The sequence below is a fragment of the Psychrobacillus sp. INOP01 genome (assembly GCF_018140925.1).
In the GTDB taxonomy this organism is placed as follows: domain Bacteria; phylum Bacillota; class Bacilli; order Bacillales_A; family Planococcaceae; genus Psychrobacillus.
On sequence record NZ_CP073315.1, the window covers coordinates 3,424,898 to 3,448,789 of the forward strand.

The 23,892-nt window shown below is 36.5% G+C and carries 20 protein-coding genes; 12 read left to right on the plus strand and 8 right to left on the minus strand.

Annotated elements, in window-relative coordinates; genetic code table 11:
* Positions 1-693 precede the first annotated feature (693 nt).
* Genes KD050_RS16730 through KD050_RS16770 form a run of 9 tightly spaced genes read left to right on the plus strand, consistent with a single transcriptional unit; the run spans position 694 to position 13,427 of the window.
* The gene (locus KD050_RS16730; RefSeq protein WP_211893463.1) at positions 694-1,569 is read left to right on the plus strand and encodes a transcriptional regulator CcpC; all 876 of its coding nucleotides are present in this window, start codon (positions 694-696) and stop codon (positions 1,567-1,569) included.
* Positions 1,570-1,627: 58 nt separating this feature from the next.
* The gene (locus KD050_RS16735; protein WP_211893464.1) at positions 1,628-4,033 is read left to right on the plus strand and encodes a hypothetical protein; all 2,406 of its coding nucleotides are present in this window, start codon (positions 1,628-1,630) and stop codon (positions 4,031-4,033) included.
* Complete coding sequence (locus KD050_RS16740) at positions 4,033-4,962, plus strand: ABC transporter ATP-binding protein (protein ID WP_211893465.1); 930 nt, start codon at positions 4,033-4,035, stop codon at positions 4,960-4,962. Before KD050_RS16735 ends, KD050_RS16740 begins: the two co-directional genes overlap by 1 nt.
* Before the next feature lies 1 nt (position 4,963).
* Complete coding sequence (locus KD050_RS16745; protein ID WP_211893466.1) at positions 4,964-5,806, plus strand: ABC transporter permease; 843 nt, start codon at positions 4,964-4,966, stop codon at positions 5,804-5,806.
* A 12-nt stretch (positions 5,807-5,818) separates the two neighbouring features.
* Positions 5,819-7,201: a hypothetical protein gene (locus tag KD050_RS16750; protein WP_211893467.1), complete on the plus strand. Its 1,383-nt coding sequence runs from the start codon at positions 5,819-5,821 to the stop codon at positions 7,199-7,201.
* An 11-nt stretch (positions 7,202-7,212) separates the two neighbouring features.
* Positions 7,213-8,205, plus strand: coding sequence for an AAA family ATPase (locus tag KD050_RS16755; protein WP_211893468.1), 993 nt, complete (start codon positions 7,213-7,215; stop codon positions 8,203-8,205).
* Positions 8,202-9,077: a DUF58 domain-containing protein gene (locus KD050_RS16760; RefSeq protein ID WP_211893469.1), complete on the plus strand. Its 876-nt coding sequence runs from the start codon at positions 8,202-8,204 to the stop codon at positions 9,075-9,077. The genes KD050_RS16755 and KD050_RS16760 overlap by 4 nt, the downstream gene beginning before the upstream one ends.
* An 11-nt stretch (positions 9,078-9,088) precedes the next feature.
* A complete protein-coding gene (locus KD050_RS16765) occupies positions 9,089-10,846 on the plus strand; it encodes a vWA domain-containing protein (RefSeq protein ID WP_211893470.1) in 1,758 nt (585 codons plus the stop codon).
* Entirely contained in the window at positions 10,830-13,427 is a 2,598-nt protein-coding gene (locus tag KD050_RS16770) for a VWA domain-containing protein (protein ID WP_211893471.1), read from the plus strand. The genes KD050_RS16765 and KD050_RS16770 overlap by 17 nt, the downstream gene beginning before the upstream one ends.
* Before the next feature lie 313 nt (positions 13,428-13,740).
* On the opposite strand, the gene KD050_RS16775 is transcribed toward KD050_RS16770, so the two are convergent.
* The 6 genes from KD050_RS16775 to KD050_RS16800 form a co-directional block, all read right to left on the minus strand.
* A complete protein-coding gene (locus tag KD050_RS16775; protein ID WP_211893472.1) occupies positions 13,741-14,928 on the minus strand; it encodes an MFS transporter in 1,188 nt (395 codons plus the stop codon).
* 139 nt (positions 14,929-15,067) lie between these two features.
* On the minus strand, positions 15,068-16,141 hold the full coding sequence (locus KD050_RS16780; protein ID WP_211893473.1) for an ABC transporter substrate-binding protein: 1,074 nt from the start codon (positions 16,139-16,141) through the stop codon (positions 15,068-15,070).
* The gene (locus KD050_RS16785; RefSeq protein ID WP_211893474.1) at positions 16,138-16,941 is read right to left on the minus strand and encodes an ABC transporter permease; all 804 of its coding nucleotides are present in this window, start codon (positions 16,939-16,941) and stop codon (positions 16,138-16,140) included. The genes KD050_RS16780 and KD050_RS16785 overlap by 4 nt, the downstream gene beginning before the upstream one ends.
* Positions 16,925-17,749: an ABC transporter permease gene (locus KD050_RS16790; RefSeq protein ID WP_211893475.1), complete on the minus strand. Its 825-nt coding sequence runs from the start codon at positions 17,747-17,749 to the stop codon at positions 16,925-16,927. The genes KD050_RS16785 and KD050_RS16790 overlap by 17 nt, the downstream gene beginning before the upstream one ends.
* On the minus strand, positions 17,739-18,845 hold the full coding sequence (locus KD050_RS16795) for an ABC transporter ATP-binding protein (protein WP_211893476.1): 1,107 nt from the start codon (positions 18,843-18,845) through the stop codon (positions 17,739-17,741). Before KD050_RS16795 ends, KD050_RS16790 begins: the two co-directional genes overlap by 11 nt.
* 32 nt (positions 18,846-18,877) lie before the next feature.
* A complete protein-coding gene (locus tag KD050_RS16800) occupies positions 18,878-19,420 on the minus strand; it encodes a helix-turn-helix domain-containing protein (RefSeq protein ID WP_211893477.1) in 543 nt (180 codons plus the stop codon).
* Between the two features lie 183 nt (positions 19,421-19,603).
* Between KD050_RS16800 and KD050_RS16805 the strand changes: the two genes are divergently transcribed.
* Together KD050_RS16805 and KD050_RS16810 are read left to right on the plus strand one after the other, a co-directional pair.
* Positions 19,604-20,050, plus strand: a complete 447-nt coding sequence (locus KD050_RS16805) for a TlpA family protein disulfide reductase (protein WP_211893478.1) — start codon at positions 19,604-19,606, stop codon at positions 20,048-20,050.
* 76 nt (positions 20,051-20,126) lie between these two features.
* Entirely contained in the window at positions 20,127-20,786 is a 660-nt protein-coding gene (locus KD050_RS16810) for a potassium channel family protein (protein WP_211893479.1), read from the plus strand.
* A gap of 80 nt (positions 20,787-20,866) precedes the next feature.
* On the opposite strand, the gene rnjA is transcribed toward KD050_RS16810, so the two are convergent.
* Together rnjA and KD050_RS16820 are read right to left on the minus strand one after the other, a co-directional pair.
* A complete protein-coding gene (rnjA, locus tag KD050_RS16815) occupies positions 20,867-22,534 on the minus strand; it encodes a ribonuclease J1 (RefSeq protein ID WP_211893480.1) in 1,668 nt (555 codons plus the stop codon).
* A gap of 3 nt (positions 22,535-22,537) precedes the next feature.
* On the minus strand, positions 22,538-22,747 hold the full coding sequence (locus tag KD050_RS16820; RefSeq protein WP_211893481.1) for a DNA-dependent RNA polymerase subunit epsilon: 210 nt from the start codon (positions 22,745-22,747) through the stop codon (positions 22,538-22,540).
* Between the two features lie 367 nt (positions 22,748-23,114).
* On the opposite strand from KD050_RS16820, the gene KD050_RS16825 reads away from it, so the two are divergent.
* Positions 23,115-23,888, plus strand: coding sequence for a Cof-type HAD-IIB family hydrolase (locus KD050_RS16825; protein WP_211893482.1), 774 nt, complete (start codon positions 23,115-23,117; stop codon positions 23,886-23,888).
* Positions 23,889-23,892: the final 4 nt, after the last annotated feature.

Genomic DNA, 23,892 nt, shown 5'->3' on the forward strand with positions numbered 1-23,892 from the left:
AGATTTAAATAAGTAATGCTGATGATTTTCGTTTCATGCGGACGCTTTCCGCGGGCGAGGTCGAGCCTCCTTGGGCAGTATGATACTGGTTACAAATTGTCGACATTCGATGTGGCATTCTTAGTCTTCGTTCTTAAAAACACTCCTGAGGGGTCTCGACTTTCTCGTTTGTCCCGCTGGAGTCGCCGCATTCCACTTCAATCAAATAGTGAACAGATACTAACTAAATGATTGGTTAAGGCGCTTATAATAACACGATGATTATTAATAGAATTAATACAAGTTCGGGTTGTTGCAAAGTATGGATACTTATTTTAGAAAGTGTTGTCCTCTCAACTGTAATCACTAGGGTGTGCTCCAACAAGTCGTAGGAGCGAAACGACCACGTCCTTGTAGGCTCATGCGAAGCGTGCATCTGTGTAAAAAAACCTGATGAATAGATATTTTTATCCTACAAACATTTACTTACTTTGACACGTCTTTTACTTGCCTTCATGATGAATTTACTCGCTTACTATTATAAAATACTTTGGCTCACTGTTAGTTTACATGCTCACAAAGGAGAATTACTTTCGAAAGGGTATTTTAGCCATTAATCTCATGCTTTGTATCTCCATCAATTCATGAAATGCGCGTATCCTATTAGAATGCGCATGAATGACATCACAATCCCATTTGAAAAGAGGAAAGCCAATGGTAACAGATTTTCTAATTATTAGAACACTAGCTGAGGAACAAAATATGCGAAAAGCAGCAGAAAGATTGTTTCTATCTCAGCCAGCGTTATCTCTAAGACTTCAAACAATTGAAAAAGAGTGGAATGCGAAGCTTTTTTTAAGATCACAAAAAGGCTTAACTGCAACTCCAGAAGGAGAGCTTGTAATTGAGTTTGCTAACCAAATACTTCAGCAAAGGGAAGAAGTATATGAAACGATTCAATCATTAACATCGAAAGTACATGGGACCTTGAAAATTGCATGTGCTTCTATTGTTGGTCAAAACTGGTTACCAATGGTCTTAAAGGACTTCGTGCAAACTTACCCAGAAGCAAAAATTTCCTTGTTGACTGGATGGAGCTCAGAAATCGTTAAATCGATTTACGATGGAGAGGCTCAAATTGGAATAGTGCGTGGTCAATCTGATTGGAAGGGAAATAAAATTCATTTATTTAGAGATACTTTATATTTGGTGGACAAGGAGATGATGTCCATTGATGAAGTGTTGACTACGGAAAAGCCTTTCATCCAATTCAAAAGTGATTCTAACTACTATCAGGAAATTCAACAATGGTGGCAAAAGCATTTTTCGATTAATCCTAAAAGACAAATTATCGTCGATCAAATTGAAACTTGTAAACAAATGGCGCTAAATGGAATAGGTTATGCGATTTTACCATCCATCACATTAACGGGTCATGAGGAAGTGAACAAAATACCCTTAACGAATAATGAAGAACAATTTGAATTGACGAGAGATACATGGCTTATCGGCTATGACGCGTCATTCAATCTACCACAAGTTGATGCGTTTGTCGAAATTGTAAAAAAACATGCTAAAAATTTTCAATAATGGAACCTAACTAAGCCATTATCGTACTAATACATATAAAGACAAAGGGGGGAAAAAGATGCATATAAAAAAGTTTGTGATGGTTATTTCAGCATTTATGATTTATTTTATTTTAACGCCATCAATAGAAGCATTAGCAGCGCCTGAACTAAATGTAAAAGTGACAACTGGATTTAATGGAAAAGCAAAATATGGAGAAGGCTTGCCTATATCACTAACAGTGGAAAACAAAGGAGATGCGTTTTCAGGTGATATTGTTCTTGATCTAGCTGAGTCCTATAATTTAGGAAATGCTCAGTCTATTCCGTTCGAGATTGGAGCAGGTGAAACAAAGACCATACAAATTGCAGCAAGTGGGTTAGCGGAAGATTATATGTATCAAGGAACTAATGTTCAAATGATTCACTTTTTCGAAGGAGGATGGGAAAAAGGTAAGTCCATCGACTTCAAAGGGAATAAAACGTTCAGAACAAACTTTCAAGATCCAGCAACTATCTACTATTTAACATTAACGGAAAGTGCTGATCGCTTAAAGGTTCTCAATCAGCTTAAGCAACCAAATCAAGTTAACGATGAAATTATTCATGTAGCACAACAGAATAACTTTGCATTACCTGAAGAGGCAGTTGCTTGGGAAATGGCAGATTACATCATTATAGATGAGTTCGTGATTGCTGATTTAACTGAACAACAACAGCAAGCGCTTATCGATTATGTCTCTACCGGTGGAATAATTGTAGTTGGTGCTTCTGATAATGTAACTGCAGAGCTTGGGAATCTAAGCAACTACTTACCATTAAATTTACATACATCAACTCAAAGTATTACTGCTCAGCAAGCAAGTGCATTAACAGCGAATAACTTATTGACAAATGATCTAAAGATATATGATGCGTCATTAACTAGTGGATCGTCACCGTTGATACAACTGGATGGGACAATATTAGCAGGTAAGAAACAGCTCGGTAGCGGAACGATCATTCAAACTACTTTTTCACTAGGAGATGCTCCTTTGGCTGCTGATCCTGTGTATAGTGATTTAATGTCAACTATACTGCAGGCAGTACAAGTGAAAAATACACATAGTATGAACGGTTATAATAATCTAAAAGACGAGCTTGTATATAATTTAGGTGATACAAATTCGTTATTTAGTTCCTTTAAAGTATCAACACCATTAATGATTGGAATTGTCATTGTCTACATGATCATAATAGTTCCATTGTTATATATTATTTTGAAAAGAAAAGATAAACGAGAGTATGCCTGGGGTATCATTCCTCTCACAGCTATAATTGCATCTCTAGCAATTTTTGGCTACGGTGCAAAGGACAGAATTGCAAGGCCTCAAGTACAGCAATCCTCATTCCTTCAAGTAAATGAGGATAAGAGCCTGAATGGATACTATGCGGAATCGATTTTAAGTAATAAAAGCGGAGACTTCACTTTTGAGGCACCAATTACCACTACGATGGTTGCAAAGAGAAGTACAAACTCGTTTACGGGTCAAACTGCAAATGTGTATGAAAATGCAATAATGGAAAAACATGCAACGAATAGTGAGCTAACATTCCGTGATGTTGGTTATTGGTCTGTATCTTCATTGTTTGGAGAGACACAAATCCAGGACGTAGGTAATTTCGAGGTAGATTTAAGAGTCGATTCTAGTAAAATTCTCGGTACAGTTCAAAATAATTTTCCTTTTGGATTAAAAGATGTCGCTATTTGGTCAGGTAGTAAACTATATAAATTAGGTGATTTAGCCGCTGGAGAAAAGCTAGAGGTTGATAAAGAACTTGGTACAGTTATGCTTATGCCAACTTCGAACCCATATGTTAATGCAAATTACGGAGCATTTGCGAACAACCAAATCGATTTAATGTCCCAACGTAAACAAGCCCTATATTCATCAAGCATTATATTTAAAAACACTAATTCGACTCCAGCTATTACTGGCTTTGCAGAGGACAATATTCTTCCGGTTGAATTGAAGGATAAAAAAGTAGAGCTTTCTGCCTTACATTTAGTTATTCAACCTTTCACAGCTACTACTATTTTCTCGGGAGAGTTTACGCTTCCAGCTAATATGTTTACAGTCAATGTGAATACCGAGCAATACGGCAAATATATGGAGCCGGTTCAAAATAGTAACCTCGAATGGTATTTAGATGAAGGGGAATATAATGTGTATTGGGCAGTACCAGAAACACTTCCTTTAGACAAAGTCAATTGGACGCAGCTACAAATTGCGAATACAGATCGTAATTCCCATACAATTGAGATTTGGAACTTAAAAACAGAATCTTTTGAAGAAATCACTGAAAGCCGTTTTACTTTAACTGAAAATATTGATACGTATATCAATGAAACAGGAATAATACATTACAAATTGATCAAAAAATCAGTACAAGGTGATCCATATACACGACTTCCAGAAGTGCGTATGAAGGGGGAAGTGAAGTAATGATAGAAATTAAAGGATTAACTAAAAAGTATGGCTCCTTTTATGCATTAAATGATTTAAATTTAACACTACAAGAAGGCACGGTATTTGGTTTTGTTGGAGCAAATGGAGCAGGTAAGTCTACAACCTTTTCAATCCTGGCTACATTGCTTCAGCCGACCTCTGGAGATGCTTTTGTAAATGGTAAAAGTGTAAGGACAGATGCAAGTGAAGTGCGCAAACAAATTGGCTATATGCCTGATTTTTTTGGAGTGTATGATCAATTAAAAGCGAATGAGTATCTAGATTTTTATGGCGCAAGTTATGGAATTTCCGAAGCGGAAAGAAAGGTATTAATTCCGCAGTTGCTCGATCTTGTCAACTTGACCCATAAACGTTATGAATATGTCGATTTACTTTCACGAGGGATGAAACAGCGATTATGTTTGGCTCGTTCATTAATACATGACCCAAAGGTTCTTATATTGGATGAACCGGCTTCAGGACTTGATCCACGGGCACGTGTAGAGATGAGAGATATTTTAAAACAGCTAAAAGGGATGGGGAAAACGATCCTCATTTCCTCACATATATTACCAGAGTTAGCTGAAATGTGTGATGAAATAGGTGTGATTGATGGAGGAAAGCTTATTGCACATGGCTCTGTTGCAGATATTCAAGCACAGCTTGCAGGAGAAAGACATATTACAGTGAAGGTGAAGGGATTATTAGAGAATGTTGCGACCTTCTTTGAAGAGGATCCTTTTGTATCTTCAGTAGAATTACACACAGAGAAAAATTCAGTTACCTTCCATTATCGAGGGACTGAGGATGATCAAATCAATTTACTTAAAAAAGCGATGGATCATTCGATAAAAATTATTTCCTTTTCCGAGACAGAAACGGATTTAGAGGATGTCTTTATGGAAATCACGAAAGGAGCGAAATAACATGAAGCAGGTGTTTTCTAATCCAGTATTGGTAAAAGAAATAAAGTTGCGCTTTCGTTCCCCAAAAAGTTTCATAGGAATTCTATTTTATTTAATTGCTATGTGTATTTTTGTATTTGGGTTTATCATGCTAACTACTCAATTTTCGGGTACTGGTTATTTCCGCCCTGAGGAAAGCTTTTTTATGTTTACGATGCTCACCTATATTCAACTTGGGTTAATACTTTTCATCACTCCAGGCTTAACAGCAGGTGCTATTAGCTCGGAACGAGAAAAACAAACATTGAATATATTATTAACAACAGCGCAGACTTCATTTCAAATTATTTTTGGCAAATTAACTTCCTCCATTGCATTTTTACTTTTGTTATTAATAGCAGGCTTGCCTATTTATAGCATGGTTTTCTTATTCGGTGGGGTATCACCAGGTCAATTAGGCATTATTTTCTTATTTTTCTTTTTAACAATGCTTGCCATCGGAAGCATCGGAATTATGTACTCGACCATCATTCGTAAAACAATTGTTTCTATGATAGCGACATACGGGACAATGATCTTTTTAAGTGCGGTAACCGGTTTTATCTACTTAGTTATAACAGGCATGAATACTATGGTATCAGGTTCACTAGCATCATCACCAGTAGGTCATTTCTTTGCGAGTATTAACCCAGTTGTGTTAGTTCTGACGCTTGTATCACCAGGTTCTGATACTTTTATAACAGATACAACTAAAGTCGATTTCCCAATTTGGGCAGGCTATGCCATCTTTTATATTTGTATTACAGCATTTGCTATTTTTATATCGGTTAAAAAACTGCGGGTTAATATGAATCGGACAAAGTGAGGAGGACAATAGATGAATAGTCCAAAAAAGTTAATCCGGTACGTTACTAGAGCTAAAAACAGTCTGGCAGTGGAGCATTATATTAGAATGCTCCAAGCAGCCTTATTTTATGGCTTTAGTGCTACTGCGATGATTCTTTTAGTATCTCGTTTGTTTGTCTTTCCGTATTTTTTAAGAACTTCCATTCTTGTTGGAAGTTCTGTTTTTATAGGCACGTTTTTGTATGCTTTTTGGAAAAGACCTTCAAAAAATGAAGCAGTACAGAAGTTGGATTCCTTCTATTTGGATAATTTATTGGTGAGTGCTTTAGCTTTCATGCAGGAAAAATCTTTGCTCGTTAAAGGGTTAATAGATAAAGCTGAAAAAAACAGTGAAATTGCATTCCAGCTGTTCAAGAAACGTGATAAAAAGTACTTTTTACCTAAGTGTATTACGGGATTTGTTTTGGCGCTTGCAGTAGTACTCTTTTTGTATGCATTTCCAGCTGCTACGCAATTAGAGGCTAAGGATTTGGAAAAAGAGCAGGAAATTGTAAAGGAGCTAAAGAAAGAAGTAAGTAAGCTAGAGAAAAAAGAGTTATCAAAGTCAGTAAAAAAAGAATTGAATGATCTTAAAGAAAAATTAAAAGAAGCAGATACAGCAGAAAAAGCTTTACGTGAAGTAGTGAAAAAGCAAAAGGAACTAGCACTTAAAGAACAGAAGCTAGAACAAAAAAAAGAGGTGGCTGAGCAGGAAGGTGCATCTGAATCATCTTTAACAGCTGAGGAGCAAAAAGAGCTAGCTTCTTTAGAGGATATTAGTAATTCACTTGCAAAAAGTGCTTCTAATTCTCAAACTACTTTAAGTAAGATGGGTAAATCATTACCGTTCAGTTCCAGCGGGATAGCCCTGGGAAATAGCAATGCACAAACTTCAAGTAGCTCTAAAGGTCAACAGGGACAAAATCAATCGAGTCAAGGTCAAGGACAGGGCCAAGGTCAAGGACAGGGTCAAGGTCAAGGACAGGGCCAAGGTCAAGGACAGGGTCAGGGACAAGGACAAGGACAAGGACAAGGACAAGGACAAGGACAAGGACAAGGACAAGGCCAGGGCCAGGGACAAGGTAATGGCCAAGGAGCAGGTTTAGGTTCAGGAGGTAGAGATTTACTTTCTATTCCTACAAGAATTGGAGGAAATGGAGAAACTTCGGTCGATTCAGGTGGACTTGGAGAAGGAGATTCCGCTAGTGAGAAACCAGCGGATACACCTATTACTCGAGGTTCTGCAAGACCATATGAAGAAGTGGTCAACGAATATTCTGAGTCGTATATAAAAAGCTCCGAGCGTATGCAGTTACCATCCGATTTACAAAGGATTGTTCAAGATTACTTTTCATCAGTTGAAAATAGTGAATAACGGAGGGAACTATGACTTTTACAACAGAAGACTACATGTATATGAGTAAGCGTTTAGATGATGTAAGAACAGAAATAGGTCAATTTATCGTTGGTCAAAAGGAGGCAGTTGAGTTTTCTATCTATTGTGTGTTAGCTGATGGGCATGCCCTTTTAGAGGGATTACCTGGATTAGGTAAAACTATGCTCATACGAACAGTTTCGGAAGTGTTAGATTTATCCTTTTCACGTATTCAGTTCACCCCAGATTTGATGCCTTCAGATATCACTGGTACGAGTATGATTGAGCGATTAGAAAATGGAAAACAACAATTTACCTTTCAAAAAGGACCAATTTTTAGCCAAATGGTGTTAGCGGATGAAATAAATCGAGCAACACCGAAAACACAAAGTGCGCTTCTAGAAGCTATGGGTGAAAAAACAGTTACCGTTCTTGGAGAGACCAAACAAATGGATCGGCCATTCTTTGTGCTTGCAACGCAAAATCCAATTGAAATGGAAGGTACCTATCCATTGCCAGAAGCTCAAATGGACCGTTTCCTATGCAAGATACTCGTTTCCTATCCTTCCAAAGACGAATTAATGGAAATAACGAAACGTACTACTGGCGGACAAACGATTCAATTGAATAAAATAATGAATGCAGAAGAAATAGTGCATGCACAGCAGATGGTTAAGGAAGTACTTATAGCAGATGATATGTTGGAATACGCAGTGGATATCATTGCTGCTACACATCCTGGAGAAGCAAGTATTCCTGAAATTGCTCAGTATGTTCAATACGGAAGTGGTCCACGTGGCTTACAAAGTCTAATCAAGCTTGCCAAAGCAAGAGCATTAGTTGCAGGACGTTACCATGTATCGATTGCAGATATTAAAACAGTTGCTAAACCCGTATTGAGGCATCGTTTATTACTCAATTATGAAGGAGAAGCAGAAGGAAAAACGGCAGAAGAACTGATCGACCTTATCCTACAAACCGTTAAGCAAGGACAAACTGTATGAGTATCGAACAATTAGTTCCAAAGGATTGGGCAGGGAAGCTAAGTAGATTATCCATAACAACCAAATCAAAACTAAGAGGTCAGCATAAAGGTTCTCATCGCTCACAACGTTTTGGTGCCTCTCTAGACTTTTCAGACTTTCGGGAGTACACACCAGGTGACGATGTACGGCAAATAGATTGGAATGTATATGCACGTACCGATAAGTATTTTATCAAACGGTTTTTAGACGAACAAGAAATGCGGGTGCATATTTTACTTGATACGACTAAGTCTATGGGAGGTTCTATTAAATGGACCTTCGCTAAACAATTAGCAGCCTCGTTGGGAATTCTTGTATTACAAAGAGATGATCGATTATCCTTTTCAGCCGTTAGTGAAGGGAAAAAGCTTCCTTTTAGAAGAAAAGGAGCAACTTACCGGAAAGCCTTTATCCAAACTATTTCTGACATGGACGATCCAACCATGAGTTCCTCTTTTACAGATAATGCACTACCCTTTCTACCGAAAGATAGTACAGTTTTATTTGTCATAACTGATTGCTTAGAAAGTATTGAATCATGGGAACGATTACTTCAAAAACTGCCAAAGTTCGCTAGTGATATTAGAATTTTACAAGTAGTTACTAGTGAAGAGCTTGCTCCATCATACGGTGGAGATGTGCAATTAGAGGATATCGAAACATCGGAAAAAGTAAATGTATCCATATCTTCTAGAGTACTAAAAGCCTATCATAAGGAAAGAAAAGAGCATCAGCAACGAATAGAACTACTTTGTCATAAGTTTGGTATTAAAATACTTCAGGTAAATGCAGATGAAGGTATTTCGCATACTATGTTTCATCAATTACTACGAGCAAATTGGGTGCAATGAGGTGAAAAGGTTTGGGTATTAATCAGTTAATATATTCTTGGACAGCCATTTTACCAATCGCTGTGCTTCTGTATTATTTTTTTCGAAAAAAATATGTCAAAAAGTCTGTCTCCTCTACACTGTTTTGGCAAGAGGCAATGAAGGAAACGAAAGCTTCTCCGTATTTGCAGCATTTGCAAAGGAATGCTTTGTTTTATTTACAAATGCTGGCTATGCTTTTGCTTGTTCTAGCATTACTCCAACCATATTGGAAAACGAAAGCAATAGCTGGGGAACAGATTGTATTTATCGTAGATACTTCTGCAACGATGAAAGTAAATGCGAATAATTCTATCTCTCTTTTTGAACAGCATAGGGAGAAAATGCTTGAGCTAGTTGAACAGTTAGCAGGCAAGCCTCTTACATTAATCACTACCGGAAACGAACCAGCTGTCCTATTACGCCAAGAAATGAATACAGAGCAAATGATAAAAGAAATTAAGAAACTAGAAATAAGCTATGAAGCAGAAAATATGTCAAAATCTTTGGATTTTGCCCAATCCTTTTTTCAAAACAAAGCAACCTCTGTTTATATTTTTACAGATGAATTAGAAAGACAATCTCTTCCCTTACAACATGAAAATGTAAGCTGGAATGTAGAAGCTTTAACCACAAATATTACGAATGCATCTATTAAACGTTTTGGTGCAACAGAAACTGCAAATGGAATCTCGACGCTAGTTCAACTGGAAAATCAATCAAATAAAGAGGTTGTAACAGAGCTGACGATATCAAATGAAGAGAAGAAATTAGTCTCTGAGGTAGTTAAATTGCCACCAAAAGAAACGATTACATTATCTTTTGATGACCTAGTGAATTCAAGTTATTTGAAAGCAAATATAGACATACAAGATTCTTACCTTTTAGATAATGAGAATATTGTTTTCATGCAGGATCAATTGTCTAATGTTTTCATAGATAGCTCCATTCATTCGCTCGTTCGAACTGCCTTTCAGTCATTAGATATTAATGTGAGCAGTGTACCTTCAGAACAAGTAGGGTTGTTAAAGGAAGAGGGAATAATTGTCACCAATCAATTTGGAATAAAGGGTGAAACTCAGAAACCAACCTTATATATAGGGAGGAATGATGCATTTCCTAAAGAAGTAAATGGAATAGTTCAGACTACGGAATCTCCGTTATTTGCTTTTGCTAATTTATCGGATATATATGTGAGCTCGGTATATCCCCCTATAGACGGATATACTACTATTGCTACTATTGGAGAGGATCCTTTCATCCAAACCTCACCAACTGGAGATATTATTATTCTTGCAGATATTCAAATGACGGATTGGCCTTTGAGTCCAACGTTTCCACTTTTCATGTGGAGTGTGAAGGAGCATCTTTCAGCAGGAAGTGATTATTTAGGAACATTCACTCCAAACGAGCGAAAGCCTCTATCCCTTGGAGCTACGGCGGAGTGGGAAATTTATACAATGGATGATGAGTATGAATATGCCATTGAAAATGGTGGAAAATTCGTTGCACCAAGTGAACCAGGACTATATGTTCTGCGTTCAAACGACATCGTGAAGAATCTTTCTATTATATTGCCACAAGAGGAAAAAGTGATTGATAAAGGAACTTCGTATAAAGTGACTGGACAACAGATAAATGCTTCAGATGACCATCAAGCCCATTCCTTTGTTCCTTATATATTATTCTTATTAGTATTGCTATTTGTTATAGAGTGGGAGGTGCAAAGACGACGTGGATTTACGAGTTGACCAACCGCTATGGCTATTGTTATTAATTCCTATTGGTATTTATTTTATTTGGACTTGGAAAAAAGATAAGAAGAGCTTAAAAAGAGAAGGAAAAATAGTATTTTGTATACGAATTATAGCTATCCTATGTTTGATATTAGGTATTACTAATCCATATTTATTATTACCTATTAAAGAAGAACAGGTATTATTTTTGGTAGACCGTTCTGCTTCCCTACATGGAACTGATCAGCAAATAACGGAATGGATAGAAGAAAGTTTACAATCTAAAAAAGCTTCTCATCTAGTAGGTGTTTATACTTTTGCAGAAGACTTTCAAACTGAAATTGCCATAACAGATGGGGAAGTAAATTTACCTGTTTTTACCCCTATGTTAGAAGCCGGGAATACTGATTTAGCAAAGGCCTTACAGCTTTCAACAGGCATAGTAGAGCCTAATAAGGCAACAAGAATTGTACTCTTTACTGACGGACTTGAAACGACTGGATCTGTTAGTGATGAAATCGTCAAAATAGCTGGAGGAAATGTAACGATAGATGTTGTTCAAATGGCAAGACTATCGTCGGAGGATGTTGCGATAACTTCCTTTGAAACGCCACCAGTAGCTTTTGAAGGTGAGCAGCAACAACTAAATGTCACGCTAGAGGCGACGACTAATACAGAGGCAGAGTTACTTCTATATCAAAATGATCAGCTAATCACGCGAGAGCAAATTAGTGTAGAGCCAGGAACTAATACGTTTACATTTCGAAATGCCTCCAAGGGGGAAGGATTACTTAAGTATGAAGCTCAAGTAGTACTAGCAGAGGATGGGTTAATTGAGAATAACAAGTTGACAAGTGTCACGAATGTGGAGAGCTCTCCGAGACTATTAGTAGTCACTCATGATGGTAATTCTTCTAATATTGCGACTGTGATTGATCAGCAGGCGATTGCAACGGATGTTATTGATGCAAGTGTACTACCTTTTGATTTATCAAATTATTTAGCATACGATGCTATTATATTTGATAATGTACCTGGTCATGTCGTCGGAGAACAAAAGATGACGGTTATTGAACAGGCAGTGAAAAACTTTGGTGTCGGCTTTATGATGGTTGGCGGGAACAACAGTTTCGGTTTAGGAGGTTATTTTAAGAGTCCAATTGAACGATTATTACCAGTTGAGATGGAGATAAAAGGAAAACAGCAACTGCCTTCATTAGGGTTAATCATCGTAATGGACCGGTCAGGTAGTATGAGTGGAACTAAATTAGAATATGCGAAGGAAGCAGCGGCACGTTCTGTGGAAATGCTTCGAGAAGGAGACACTCTTGGGTTTATCGCATTTGATGATCGACCATGGGAAATTATTGAAGCCTCTCCATTAAACGATAAAGAAACCTCTGTCGAAAGTATACTTTCAGTAGGAGCAGGCGGAGGAACAGAAATATATACGAGTTTAGCTCTAGCATATGAAAAATTATCTCCTCTAAAATTACAGCGAAAGCATATTATATTATTGACGGATGGTCAGTCAGCTACAAGCAATGACTATCAAACGCTGTTAGAGGACGGGAAGAATAATTTGATAACCGTTTCCACTGTTGCTGTTGGACAAGATGCAGATAGAGCATTATTAGAAAGTTTAGCAGAAATGGGAGGGGGCACGTTTTACGATGTCCAAGATGAATCCACCATTCCAGCGATAATGTCCACCGAGACAGCAATGATTTCCAGAACCTATATTGAGGATAATCCATTCTATCCAACTATTTATGGGGACGCAGCATGGACGAGCTTATTTGCAGAAGGAGTTCCGCAAATGAATGCTTATATAGCAACAACTGCGAAACAAACTGCATCCGTTATTGCAGAAAGTGAAAAAGAAGACCCCGTATTAGCTGAATGGATGTATGGACTCGGTCGCACAATTGCATTTACATCGGATTCTACCGGTGAGTGGAGCGGAGACTTTGCAAGATGGAGTAATTGGGGAGACTTTTGGAATACGGCAGTATCGAGGTTACTACCAGCCTATAGTGAGGTGCCTTTTTCTATCCAAAAGTCATCGGATGAATCATTTACCGTTACGGATCCTACTGGCAAGTCATCATTTCTAGAGATAGCTGCTGTCAATGAAAAAGGGGAAGAGCTTTCAGTAACATCTGAAGCACTTGCACCTGGTAAAGCAAGAGTAACAGTAGACAGTGAACCAGGACTTGTGTTCTTTCGTATTTCCAATGAACAGGATGCTGTTTATCAAGCAGGTATTTCCATTCCCTATAGCGAGGAATACAAAATACAAAAGCCGAATACAGCTATTCTGGAGATGATTACTAGTAGAACGAATGGAAAGCTACTGACGGAAGCTTCTGAAGCTTTCCGTGAAATGGAGCTATCTAGCTCAGAGAAACAATCTATTCAACAATTTCTTCTAATGTTAGCTATCTTCTTATTTTTCATCGATATTACGATAAGAAGATTTGGTTTCAATCTATTGCTTGCTCCGTTTAAAAGAGCAGGTAAAAAAATGGATCCAGTAAATTCAACTACTACAACAAATGTAGAAAAATTAGTTAGAGAAAAGAAAAAAAGATAAATAGGATAAAAAACAATAAAGAAGGAGAGTAGCGCCAGAAATTGTATCTTCCGGCGCTTCTTTTATATGCAATTGTATCTAAAGTTAAAGGAGGGCGATAGGACAGACAAACGCTATAAGATTACCGAGAAAAAGAGGTGCTAGTCGTGACTGACGTCACGACTAGCACCTTTAAAAAATCAGTCGGTAATACTATAGCAAAAAGTCTATTCAAAGCACACCGTAAACAATAGAATCAAGTTTTGACCTTTAAGGTTACTCGTACTTTTTTTACAATAGAAGAACTCTTATGCCGCGTTGCAGTAATCTTTTTCTATTCAAGTACTGGTTTTTTTCTCTTAATCCAAATAAGTGTGATTGCCCAAGAACCTAATAAAATGATAGATCCTACAATAAATGGATAATTAATATTGATATCAAAAAACATTCCTGCAAGTGCTGGTCCAATCATACTTCCTAAACTCATATAGGCATTATTCATACCGGCAGCAAAGCCTTGCTCATTTCCTGCCAATTTAGATATAACAGTATTAACTGCTGGACGAATGAGCGTAGTAGCAGTAGAGAAAATCGATGCAACAAGTAATACTAGAGCGAAACCGTCTACGATGAAGAATAATAGAAATGCTATAGCAGCAACAACTAGATTGACCAAGATAACATTTAATTCACCAAAACGTTTAAATAGTTTCTCAACTACTAACGTTTGCACAATGACACCGATAAATCCTCCAACTGTTAAAACAACAGCTATATCTTGCGGAGTGTAATTATACTTATGATCTACATACAATGAAAATGTCGTTTGGAAATTTGCTATACCAAAAGTGAAAACAAATATAATAATTAACATCATAAAGTAAGGTGTCTTCACTGAATTTTTCATTTGTGTTAATATATTTTCACGTTTTTTAGGTTCCGGCGGAATTTCAGAAACTGCATTTTTAATATCGGGTAGGATAATGACTGAAATTATAGCTGCAATTACTGCTACTATTGAAGCCATATAAAATGGGAAAGTTAAACTTACTTTTGCTAAAAACCCTCCTATTGCTGGTCCAATCATAAATCCTAAAGACATGGATGCCCCTAAGAAGCCCATTCCTTTTCCACGTTCTTCTAGTGTGGTTATATCTGCAACAAATGCCATAGTCGCTGGAATTAAAAAAGCTCCTCCTATACCACTAATAAATCGCGCGGTGTACAACATCCATTCATGAGTAGCTAGCCCAAACCATAATTGAGAGGCTGAGAAGATGATCAGTCCTACAATGATGAGTTTTTTTCTTCCTAATGTATCAGATAGATCACCAGCTAGTGGTGAAAATAAAAACTGTCCAAATGCAAAGGAAGCAATGATAAACCCGAGTGCCTGACCTGCCACTCCAAATGTTTCTAAATATTGAGGCATAACTGGAATTACTAATCCTATACCAGACATTGCAATAAACATATTAAACATTAAAATATATAATGCAGAGTTGTTAGTTTTCTTCGCCATAAAATTCCTGCTTTCTATAAATACTTTTACGCATCTATCGATTCTACCATATTCTTCAAAGAATAAAAACTTTCGTGTAACGAATTATATGATTTTTGAAGACGAAGAAAATGAGCCGTCTAAGCGACGACTCACCAGTTTAGTTAGCACTCATTTTAAACTCTAAAAACAGCTCGTTATATTTACCGAGCATTTCCAGTCCTAAATTTTTGTACACTTCTAGGTTTTCTCTAGCCTCTTCTGGAGGATAGAATCGTTCATCAGAAGTAACTTCTTCATCCATTAACTCAACTGCTGCAGCATTTGGTATCGAATATCCAACATAATCTGCATTTTGTGCAGCAACTTCCGCATCTAACATAAAGTTGATAAACTCATGAGCCCCTTCGACATTTGCAGCCGTTTTAGGAATAACCATATTATCAAACCATAAATTAGAGCCTTCTTGAGGAACTGCATAATCTAAATCTTCGTTTTCCCACATCATATCAGCTGCTTGCCCGGAGAAGGTTATAGCTACAGAAGCTTCTTCATTAATCATTAATGGAGTTACTTCATCCCCAATGATTGCTTTTACATTTGGGGTTAATTCCTTCAGTTTAGCTGTAGCTTCTTGTAATTCTTTTTCATCTGTAGAGTTAAGGGAATAGCCAAGGCTGTTTAATCCCATTCCGATGATTTCGCGGGCACCATCTACTAGTAACACTTTACCTTCTAAGGAAGGATCCCAAAGTGTATCCCAGCTTTCAAAAGTTTGTCCATCTAGTAGGGTAGGATTATATACAACACCAACTGTTCCCCAGAAATAAGGAATAGAGTATTTATTTTTTGGGTCGAATGCTAAATCTAAAAAGTATGGATCCATATTGCTCAAATTCGGAATCTTTGAATGATCAATTTCTAGCAATAAATCTTTTTCTTTCATCTTTTCAATAGCATACTCTGAAGGTACCGCAATATCATAAGATGTGCCACCCTGTTCAATTTTTGTCATCATTGCTTCATTGGAGTCAAACGTTTCATATACGACTCGGAAACCCGATTCTTCCTCAAATTGAGTGATTAACTCTGGATCAATATATTCACCCCAGTTAAAGATAGTCAATGTATCACTACTAGCATTTCCGGAGCTTTGATTTAAATATTTGTTAACACCAAACAAAATAATACAAACTATAACTATTGCTATAGCTGCTCTTGTTATTTCTTTCATTTTCGAACCCCCATTCCGACAGGGTTTTTCCCACGTTGGCTAACAAAATAATAACCAACAACGAGAAGAAGTGTCACGATAAAGACGATTCCAGATAAAGCATTAATAGTTAACGTAATACCCGTTCTTGCCATAGAGTAAATTTCGACTGAAAGTGTGCTAAAGCCATTTCCTGTTACAAAAAATGTAACCGCGAAATCGTCTAATGAATATGTTAATGCCATAAAAAATCCAGCAAAAATCCCAGGCTTAATAAATGGGATAATAACGCGAGTCAAAATATCACGCTTTGTTGCTCCAAGATCTGCTGCTGCATCTATTAGCGTGCTATTCATCTCTTGTAGCTTTGGTAATACCATTAATACTACAATAGGAATACTAAATGCAATATGTGATATTAGTACGGATGCAAATCCAAGTTTTACCCCAATGGCAGTAAATAGGATTAAGAAAGATGCACCAATTACAACGTCTGGACTTACGATTAAAACATTATTTAAAGAAAGGATAGATCTACGTAGTGATTTATTTCTCATAAATACAATACCGATCGAACCGAAAACACCAATAATTGTTGCAATTAATGCCGAAAGTAAGGCTACAATTACTGTGTTTATAAGAATCATAATTAGGCGGGTGTCTGAAAATACAGCGGCGTAATGTTCCCAAGTGAATGATTCAAAGCTATTCATGCTGCCACCACTATTAAAAGAGTAAAAAATCAAGTAAAGAATTGGTGTATATAATACGATAAACACAAGGGCTAAGTAAAACTTCGCTGACTTACTTGTTTTTTCCATTTGAAGTGGCCCCCTTATCACGTTGACCAGTAATGATCATAATAATTACCATAAATATGATTAAGAAAACTGCGATAGTGGATCCCATTCCCCAGTTTTGCGTAACCAAGAATTGCTGTTCAATAGCTGTACCTAAAGTAATTACTTTATTCCCCGCGATTAAGCGAGTAATCATGAACAACGATAGGGAAGGGATAAATACAGCTTGAATCCCTGCTTTAACACCATTGATAGTTAAGGGTAAAATAACCTTTGAAAAAGTAGTCCAGCTTGATGCACCTAAATCTCGACTGGCATCTATTAAGGATGGATTTAATTTATCCAAAGAGTTAAAAATAGGTAAGATCATAAATGGGATAAATATATATACAGCTACAAAGACGAAACTAAAATCTGTGAATAAAATTTGTGTTTCCCCAAACCCAAATACATTTAAAAATGCATTCACTGGACCATACAAGCCGAAAATTCCGATAAATGCGTAAGTCTTTAATAACAAATTGATCCAAGAGGGAATGATGATCAACAGAAGCCATAATTGTTTATGTCTCGTTTTTGTGAGCAAATATGCTGTTGGATATGCAATAAGTAAAGTGAAGAATGTTATTAGAAAAGCATACCAAAACGAACTAAGTGTTAGCTTTAAGTAAACAGACGTAAAAAAGTTTAAATAATTGTCTAAAGTGAAATTTCCACTTAAATCGAAGAAGGAATAATATGCAATTAATGCAATTGGAGCTACAACAAATAACACAATCCATACATAATATGGTATTAAATAAAACGCTTTTGTAGTTTTAGTTTGCATATGCGTCTTCTCCATAAGACTCGAGACGTTTATCAAATTCTTCTTCTGTTTCATTTAAACGCATAACGTGAATAGCCTCCGGATCAAAATCTAAGCCAATAAACTCTCCAACGTCTGCTTTTTTTGTTGAGTGTACAAGCCACTCATTTCCTTCGTCATCGTATGTAGAAAGCTCATAGTGAACTCCTCTAAATAATTGAGTATCTACTTTTACCTTCATTTTCCCTTTTTCGACAGCTGTTATTTCTAAGTCCTCTGGACGAATGACAATGTCTACTTTTTCGTTTGGATTAAGTCCTTGGTCCACACATTCAAACTCTTTCCCACCAATTTTTACTCGGAAATCTGCGACCATTGTGCCAGAAACAATATTAGACTCCCCAATAAAATCAGCTACATAACGATTAATCGGCTCATCGTAAATATCCATTGGGGTACCACTTTGCTCAATCTCACCTTCATTTAAAACAAAGATTTCATCAGACATTGCCAATGCTTCTTCTTGGTCGTGTGTTACAAAAATAAATGTTTTGCCAAGTCTTTGTTGAAGCTCACGTAGCTCATATTGCATCTCTGAACGTAATTTTAAATCTAATGCAGAAAGAGGCTCATCCAAAAGAATGATTTCAGGGTCATTTACAATTGCACGTGCGATTGCTACACGTTGTCTTTGTCCACCTGACATTTCAGCAATCTCTCTTTTTTCGTAACCTACTAAGTTAACAAATTTCAATGCTTCTATAACTTTTTGATCAATTTCTTTTTTGCCAAGTTTTTTAATTCGAAGACCGAATGCTACATTTTCAAATACATTTAAATGCGGAAACAAAGCATAGTCCTGAAATACTGTATTTACTTGTCGCTCGTTGGCAGGGACGTTATTGATAACTTTACCATTAAAATAAATGCTCCCACTTGTGGGCTGCATAAATCCTGCAATTAAACGTAAAATAGTTGTTTTTCCACAACCCGATGGACCAAGCAACGTGTAAAATTTCCCGCGCTCTAGTTCCAAGTTGATGTTATTCAATACTGTTGTTTCTGCGTCATATGATTTTGAAACATTCTCAAAACGAATAATAGTATTATCAGACATAATTTACCTCCATTGTTATATATCAAAATTTCTTACAAATAAGAATTAGTAACGACGTAGATTACCTTTGCAATTTCTTCTGCTGCATTTTCTAGAAGATGATTGTCAGATGCTTCAAAATAAAGGGATTCACCCGCCGTTGCAATATAGTTTTGCTTACCTAGTGTTAGGGTCACTTTTCCTTGTAGCACGTAGATGAAAGTTTGGGAAAGAGAAGGCTCAAATTGTTTAAATTGTCCCCCTATATCCAGTGAAACCAACACTGGTTCCATTTCATTTTCATTGGATTCTGAAATCAGCCAGTGGAGCTTGTACTTTTTTTCTTCATCCAAGTAAATGGTCTGTTCTTTTATTGGATAAACCACTTTCGTGCGATATTGTTCATCATCAAAAAAGTCTTTTGGCTTGGAGCCGAGAACATTCAGAATTGAAAATAGTGTTTCTATAGAAGGAGAGTTTATATCTCTTTCTAATTGAGAGATAAAACCCTTGCTTAAGTCTGTTCTTTCTCCTAATTCTTCTTGTGTAAGACCTTTCTTTAATCGTAACCTTTTTATTTTTTTCCCAATTTGCATATTTTTAGGCTCCTTCGGAAATAAAATAACATATTTTGAAACAAAGTTTATTTTAACACAACTTAAAGTTTACTTTAACAATTTATTTGATGAATTTCAAAATTTTTTTAGGTAGTTGAATATACGCTATTTTTTGCGAACGCATATACTAATGAATGCTTATAGAAAGAAGGGATATACGTAGTGAAGTTACGTACTAAAATACCATCATTTCCAACAGATGCAAAATGGATAAATGGACGTATAAACAATGAAAAGTTAATAGGGGAAAAGCCTGTTCTCGTTTACTTTTGGTCAGTAAGCTGTCCATTATGTGGAGGAGCTTATAATTACATTCGACAGTGGAAAGTAAAATATGGGAAAATGTTCCACGTTATCGGTATTCATATGCCAAGATCTAAAGAGGACTTACAGGAGAAACGCATTCAAGATGCAATTCAAAAGGGACAGATGGAAGATTCCATTTATTTAGACCACGAATTGATAGTGACTAAACAATTTCAAAATCGAATAGTTCCATCTTTTTATTTGTTTGATAAAAAGGGATTATTACGTCATATACAATTGGGAGAAGCAGGAATGATGATGTTAGAAAAAAGACTACTTTTACTGATGAATGAGAACAAATAATATCATATTGATTTCGTATCAATAAACGGAATGGATGTGGTAAACTTAATGCACTAGATATGTAGGGGGCATTAGAATGCACAAAGAATTTGTTGTAGTCGGTTTAGGAAGATTCGGCGGTAGTATTGTAAGAGAGCTTATTGACCAAGGAGCGGATGTTATGGCAATTGATATAGCATCAGAGCGAGTGGATGAGTATGCCACTATCGCAACGCAAGCAGTAGTAGCTGATACAACAGACGAAGCTGTGCTGAAATCACTAGGTATTCGAAATTTCGAACATGTTATTGTTGCTATTGGTGATGATATTCAATCGAGTATTTTGACAACCTTAATGCTAAAAGAAATAGGTGTTAAGAAAATCACTGTGAAAGCACAAAATGACTACCACGAAAAAGTGCTACGAAAGATCGGGGCAGACCAGGTAGTACATCCCGAAAGAGATATGGGTATTCGGATCGCCAACAATATCTTGTCTAATAATGTATTAGACTACCTTGAGCTTTCAGATGAGCATTCTATTATGGAAATAAGAGTGAATGAGAAAATAGCAAGTAAATCGCTTATTGACTTAGATATCCGAGCACGATATGGCATTAATATTGTAGCGGTCAAACGTGGAAATAATATTATTGTTTCTCCACAAGCGGATGAAAAACTAATACTAAATGATGTTCTAATCATTATTGGAGCAGACGTGGACATCAATCGTTTTGAAAAGAAAGTTCTATCTTAAGAGAACAGACCGAATTAATAAAAAGAAATACCCTTCGATTCTACCTGAATCGAAGGGTATTTCTTTTGTTAGCTATTTACTTAGACTTCCATAATAATTGGAAGTATCATTGGACGTCGTTTCGTCTTTTCATATAAATATGGACTTAGTACATCCGTAATTTCATTTTTCAATTCTGCCCACTCTGTTTCTTTACCTTGAATAGTGTATCTTAAATGTTTGTTTAACATTTGTTGAGCCTCATTAATCATTGTTCCTGATTCACGCATATAAACGAATCCTCGTGAAATAATATCAGGACCTGATACGATTTTTTTCTTCTCCATATCAGCACTTACAACAACAATGACCAAACCTTCTTCTGATAAAATACGGCGATCACGAAGGACAATATTACCAATATCACCAATTCCACTTCCGTCGATATAAATATCACCAGAAGGGATTCGACCAGCGACATGTGCTTCATTGGCACTTAAGGCAAGTACTTCTCCGTTTTCCATAATGAATGTATTATCCGGATCTACATCACAATCAACGGCTAACTCTGTATGAATTTTCAACATACGATATTCTCCATGAATCGGCATAAAGAACTTCGGCTTCATAAGGCGAAGCATAAGCTTATTCTCTTCTTGTGAGCCATGACCAGAAGTATGAATATTATTTAATGAACCGTGGATTACTTCTGCTCCAGCTCGGAATAGAAGATTAATCGTACGATTGACACTTGCTCTATTTCCAGGGATAGGAGAAGAAGAAAATACTACTGTATCTCCAGGTTGAATTTGAATTTGTCGGTGTGTACCGTTAGCGATACGCGATAATGCTGCCATCGGTTCACCTTGACTACCTGTACAAAGGATCAGTACCTCATTTGCCGGTAATCGATTCAATGCACTTGCATCCACAAACGTTTCTTTAGGAGCAGTAATATAGCCAAGTTCACGACCAATCGTCATAGCATTGTCCATGCTTCGACCAAATACAGCAATTTTACGACCATGTAGAACAGCCGCATCTGTTACTTGTTGAAGTCTATGAATATTAGATGCAAAAGTAGCAAAGATAATACGACCGTCTACTTTACGGAAAATAGAATCCATGCTTTCTCCAACTTTACGCTCAGACATTGTAAAGTTAGGAATTTCGGCATTTGTACTATCTGATAGTAAGCATAAAACTCCATCACGACCAATCTCAGCCATTTTTGTTAAATTAGCTGGTTCTCCAACAGGAGTAAAGTCAAACTTAAAGTCACCAGTGTGTACAATATTACCTGGTGGAGTTTTTACAACAATACCAAACGCATCTGGAATACTATGTGTTGTACGGTAGAAACTTACGGAAGTTTTTCTAAATTTAATAACATCTTCTTCTTGAATAACAATCATTTTTGTTTGACGAAGTAAGCCGTGCTCTTCTAATTTATTTCGTAATAAACCAAGTGCTAGCTTTCCACCGTAAACTGGTACATTAATTTGTTTCAATAGATAAGGAATACCACCAATATGATCTTCATGACCATGTGTTATAAATAATCCTTTAATCTTATCAACATTTTTTACTAAATAAGTGTAATCAGGAATTACATAATCAATACCTAGTAAGTCATCCTCTGGAAATTTAATACCAGCATCGATTAAAATAATTTCATCTTGAAATTGAACACCATATGTGTTTTTGCCGATTTCGCCTAGTCCGCCGAGGGCGAAAACTGCAGTTTGGTCATTTTTTACAAATTTCATATGTTAAATCTTCTCTACTTTATAATTTTCGCTAGCTTGTTCGTACTCTAAATGATTACCTTCAAGCAACTGAATTAATTCGATATTGTATTTGCGGTCTATTAAAAGGGCACGAACTTCGCGCTCACTTTCAGCCTCTACATATAAACATTGTGTGTTTTCGCGAACTGGCACTTCTAGAACATTCTCTTGATAATAAACTTTAAAAATCATTTTATACTCTCCTTTTTCACGTTCAAAATAAATCAATTCTCTTTATATTATCACGACACTTATTTAAAATAAAGAAAAGCCCTCCATTTTAAGAGGGCAAAAGTATTTATCCCGCGTTAACTGTCCGTAAACGCTTGATTGATTAAACTAACAATCCGGGGGGATGAAGAACACCCGGATTGAAGTTTTATTTTTAAGCGATCGTTTTGTTTCTGAGCATTCCACCGAGCCGTCTCAACAATTTCCTTTTCAGGCGTTTCAACATGGCTATTCACTCCTTATAGAGTATTATATACTCAAGGAAGAAATGTGTAAAGGATTAAGACAGAAAAGTCAAATAATTTGTATCTTAGAATGGAGGATTTTTATGAAAAATAAAATTTTATTTTTTGATATTGATGGAACTATTTTAGATCACGACAAAAATATTCCGGATGGGGTAGAGGAATCACTACAAAAAGCTAGAGATAACGGACATGAAATTGTCATTTCGACTGGACGCTCACCTTTTACTGCTCAATCTGTGTTAGATCAATTAAAGGTAGATTCTTTTGTTTGTTATAATGGGCAAATTGTTCAGTTTAAAGGAGAAATACTACATAAGGGAATTATTGAGAGGCAAGAGCTGAAGCGGTTAACGGATTTTGCGAACGTAAAGAATCAACCACTAGTTTATATGGATAGTGATGAGATGGTTTCTAATTTCCCAGATCACCAAGATGTATTTGATAGTATTTCTACATTGAAGATAAACATTCCGCGTTATGTAGAAGATTTCTTTTTAACAAATGATATTCATCAAGCGTTAATCTTTTGCAACTTGGAAGAGCAAAAGGAATATGAACAAGCTTTTCCTAACTTGAAATTCGTCCGTTGGCATCGTGTTTCCTGTGATGTCCTTCCGAAAGGCATTTCAAAAGCTAAAGGAATGGATCTATTATTGAAGCATATTGGTAGAGGGCCGGAGGATGCAGTTGCTTTCGGAGACGGTTTAAATGATATAGAAATGCTTCAATTCGCTGGGACAAGTGTCGCTATGGGGAACTGTGTCGAAGAGTTAAGAGAACACGCTACCTTTGTTACGGATCATGTATCAGAGAGCGGATTATCCAACGCAATGAAAAAATTAAGTTTAATCTAAAGGA